The 868-nt window shown below is 68.0% G+C and carries 1 pseudogene; it reads right to left on the bottom strand.

From position 1 onward, the window contains the following. Nucleotides 1–868: pseudogene (locus ABVS03_RS11560) on the bottom strand (IS21 family transposase); the annotation flags it as partial.

The raw sequence follows: 868 nt of genomic DNA on the forward strand, positions 1-868 counted from the left end.
CATGGCCGGCTCGCCGAACGCCCTCGGCCTCGCCACCAGCGCAGGCACGAGCGATGCAGGATTCCTCACGAGCTCTCCTTGCTTCCACGACCTCGGAAGGGATGCCACATGCCTTCCGCGCATGTCCATGATCTCGACCGTGCGCGCTCTGGCGCCCGCAAGGAGGTCGCGGCTGTGCCAGGCAGGGCCTGCGCAGCAGGAGACGCCGTCCAGCTGTATGTAGCCCCTCTTGCCCGAGCGGACATGCACCCATCTCACGGAGCCGGAGCGCACGCCCGGAAGGGCCATCATCGCCGCGAGGTCCTCGGCGAAGGCCTTGGGTGCAGGTCCGTGCAGCCTGCTCTTCGCCGTGGCGCTGGTCCTCCTGCAGCCGGAGAGCAGCATCGAGCTCGGCGCATCGAGGCTCGGCACGGAGGGCACGGGGACGAGGAGGTTGCGGCGCAGGAACCCCACGGCATTCTCCACCGATCCCTTCTCGTTTCCGGAATCGGGGTTGCAGAACCTGGCCTCGAAGCGGTAATGGGCCCTGAGCTGGGAGAAGAGCTTGGACTCCGTCACCCTGCCGAAGAGCATCCGCCCCGCCTCGGTGGCATTGCCGGGCACGACGAGGCGCGGCACGCGCCCTGCCATCCCGGATATCTCGACGAGCCCCTCGCAGAAGCGCTCTGCCTTCTCGCACATCATCGCGATGCAGAAGCGGACGTTCGAATGCGGGAACGTCGCGACGAGGAGCTTCAGCCCGGGCCTCTCGCCTGCGACGGTGGCGGTGAAGGTGCCATAGTCGGCCTGCATGGTGCCCGGCGCCCAGTCGAGCTCGAGGAAGCCGTCGCGTGGGGACTGCTCCTGCGCGAGCTTCCATTCCCTCACA

This window comes from Olsenella sp. AGMB03486 (assembly GCF_040884255.1).
GTDB classification, from domain to species: Bacteria; Actinomycetota; Coriobacteriia; order Coriobacteriales; family Atopobiaceae; genus Olsenella_L; species Olsenella_L kribbiana.